This is a genomic window from Acidobacteriota bacterium, assembly GCA_003696075.1.
GTDB lineage: Bacteria > Acidobacteriota > Polarisedimenticolia > J045 > J045 > J045.
In genome coordinates this window covers 1-2,682 of record RFHH01000005.1, presented here as the reverse complement: position 1 = coordinate 2,682, position 2,682 = coordinate 1, and the positions used below count along the sequence as shown (strand labels likewise).

Here is a 2,682-nt window from a genome sequence, read left to right as displayed (position 1 = left end):
GTTGAACTCCCGCTTCTTGCTGCTGGCGGCCCGCGCCCGGATGGCCTTGGCGCTCAGGGCCAGGACGAACTGGATGTAGGCCTTGACCTTGCCCGCGTGCAGGGTCGCGTTGAACACCCGGAACTCGACCGTCGAGCGGTACCAGAGGTTGTGCAGGTTCACCGCGTGGTACCGGGTGTGGTCGTAGTGGGTCGGGTGCGTGTTGTGGTAGCCGTACCAGGCCCGGTTGAGGTCCTCGAGGGTGCGCGGCGGCCGCCGCTCGATGCGCTCCAGGAAGGCCTGGTCGACGCCCCGGCACCAGCGGGCCCGGCGGGCGTCGCTGACGCCCAGGGCCCGCATGATCAGCTCCTCCTGCTTGTTGAAGATCTTGACCAGGTTGCGCACCGCCTTGGCGCTGAAGCGGCCGCCGTCGACGTGGATGTGCAGCCCGCAGGAGCCGTCCACCTTGGCGCCGGCGCGGCGGACGGCCCGGACGACCTCCTGCAGCTCGGGGATGTCCTCGTAGGCGAGGACCGGGCTGACCACCTCGGCCTGCAGGTGCTTCGGGGCGCTGAGGCTGCTGTCGGCCACCACGCGCCAGGTGCGGCCGCGGGCGTCGACGACGTGCCAGGGGTCGTAGCAGAAGGGCGTGCCGACGTGGCGGACGGTGCCGCCGACCACCCGCTGGATGGTGCGGGCGACCTTCTCGCGCGTCTGGCCGATGGTCCCGATCTCGATGCCGAAGTGGAGCGTCCTCATCGCCGTTTCTCCTTGTGTTTCAGGCGGTTGCGTCATCGTCATCGCGAGGACATACAGGCGCTCTCCGGCGAGGAAGTCCAGGCCGAATCGACGAAAAAGTTCTTCTTTTTCGAGGGGTTGGAATGATCCGAAGGTTCCGGGGGTTACGGGCCGCGCCGGGCCCCGGAGCGCCCGGCGCGCGGGCCGGTGCCGCCCCGGGGCGGGCACGAGGGCCGGCGGTCCGGCCGGCCTACGGGAGCCGCCAAGGCATGAGCCGGGCCTGCTGCACGGCCCGCTGCCGCTCGGTCTCGAGGTCGCGCAGCAGGCGCTGCAGCTCGCGCAGGCTCCCGACGTCGAGAGCGTCCCAGCGCACCTGGTACCTTCGCCCGGTGGTCCGGGCCGCCGTAGCCTCGAGCCACTGGATGAGCTGCCGCTTGTCGATGGAGCCGTCCACGTCACACCCCCTCCGGGGCGAAGAGCGCGGCGACGCCGTCCTCGCCGTGGGCGGCGAGGTAGTCGTGCAGCGCCCGGCGGAACAGCTCCATGCGGCTCTTGAGGCCCTGGCGGCGCCAGGCCTCGTCCAGCCGGGCCACGGTGTCGGCCTCGAGGCGGATCGGCAGCACCTTGTAGACGGGCGGCGGTCCCTCGCGCCGGCGGCGCGGGCCGACCGGGATGAGCCCCCGCTCGGCCTGGCGGATCTTCCAGATGAGGTAGCGGCGGTCGGTGCTGCCCGTGGGCCGGCCGACGACCTCGAGGTAGCGCTCGCGGAGCTGCTCGACGGAGAGCCGGGTCAGCTTCGGGCGCTCGGCCTCGGGCGCGGGCGTGCCCTCCGCCTCGGCCGGGCCGTCCGTCGCCGCCCCGGCGGTGGCCCCGGCCTCCGCGTCCGCGTCGGTCACCTGCGGGGCCGACTCGGCGGGCATGTCCTGGGTCTGGACCGCGACCTCGCTCTCGCCGGCCGTCTCGGCCTCGGACTCGGCGGCCCGCGCCTCCAGGGCCTCGGTGATGCGGCGGATGAGGTAGCGGCGGTTCGGGCAGCGGGTCTCCTCGCCCAGGACCTCCGCGTAGCGGGCCTGCAGCTCGGGCAGACGCAGGGCCTCCAGGTCGGTCGCGGTTTCGATCTGCGTCACGGTCGTGGTCATGGGTTCCTCCTTCCGGTTGGGGTCGGTTGGTCGGTGAGGCCGAGGGCGACTGCCCAGGCGGCCTCGAGAAGCGCGGTCACGACGGCCGCAGCCGGCAGGCCGGCCAGCAGCGCCTCGTCGCGGATCCGGTCGGCCAGGGCGAGGGCCTCCTGGCCCTGGGGCGATGCGGTCCGGCGGAGCGCCTGGGCACGTCCGGCGGCAAGTCCGTGCTCGAAGCCGAGGTCGAAGCAGGCCTCCTCGCGGGCGGCCCGGTAGTCGTTGAGCAGTGCCTCGACCTCGAGCCATGGCTCCCGGCGCTTGCCCAGGGCCTCGGCCAGCCGCCGAGAGGCGTTGCGGATGCGGGCGCGCAGCTCGCGCAGCGGAGCGAGCCGCTCGAGCGCCAGGTCCACGGGGTGCTCGTCGTCGCGCTCGCGGCCGAGCGCGGTGTAGGGCCCCCGCGGGCCCCGTCCGCCGACGCTCATGCCCGCCTCCCGGCCCGGCGGGCGCGGGCCTTCTTCAGGTGGGCGAAGCAGGCGAGGTCCACCGCCCGGGGGTCGCTGGTCACCCAGCTGTAGCGCCCCTCCTTCTCGAGCCAGGATTGGACCTCGATGCGGTCGTGCTCGGTCACGCCCCCGGCCCGGGCGATGTCCCGGTCGTCCTGGAGGACGGCGTAGTCGGGGCCGTCGACGTCGATGCCCGGCTTGGCCGCGTTGTGCAGGACGGCGACGATGCGGACCTTGTGGCCCCTGAGGTAGGGGTGCTCGTCGCCGTGGTAGGTGGTGACGGTTCCGATGACCTTCTTCATGGTGCGCCTCCGTTCGGTTGCGGCCTCGGGTCCATCCCGATG

Annotated in this window: 5 protein-coding genes; all 5 read right to left on the bottom strand. The window is 73.2% G+C overall.

The window, feature by feature from the left end; translation table 11 throughout:
• Positions 1-738 (bottom strand): amidoligase (locus tag D6718_00305; GenBank protein RMG49146.1); only part of this gene is annotated, 738 nt, incomplete at its 3' end.
• 229 nt (positions 739-967) lie between these two features.
• On the bottom strand, positions 968-1,171 hold the full coding sequence (locus D6718_00300) for a hypothetical protein (protein ID RMG49145.1): 204 nt from the start codon (positions 1,169-1,171) through the stop codon (positions 968-970).
• Between the two features lies 1 nt (position 1,172).
• Positions 1,173-1,856 (bottom strand): ribbon-helix-helix protein, CopG family, encoded by a 684-nt coding sequence (locus D6718_00295; GenBank protein ID RMG49144.1) that lies wholly within the window; start codon positions 1,854-1,856, stop codon positions 1,173-1,175.
• Positions 1,853-2,317: a hypothetical protein gene (locus D6718_00290; GenBank protein ID RMG49143.1), complete on the bottom strand. Its 465-nt coding sequence runs from the start codon at positions 2,315-2,317 to the stop codon at positions 1,853-1,855. The genes D6718_00295 and D6718_00290 overlap by 4 nt, the downstream gene beginning before the upstream one ends.
• Positions 2,314-2,640 (bottom strand): hypothetical protein, encoded by a 327-nt coding sequence (locus D6718_00285; GenBank protein RMG49142.1) that lies wholly within the window; start codon positions 2,638-2,640, stop codon positions 2,314-2,316. Before D6718_00285 ends, D6718_00290 begins: the two co-directional genes overlap by 4 nt.
• Positions 2,641-2,682 lie beyond the last annotated feature (42 nt).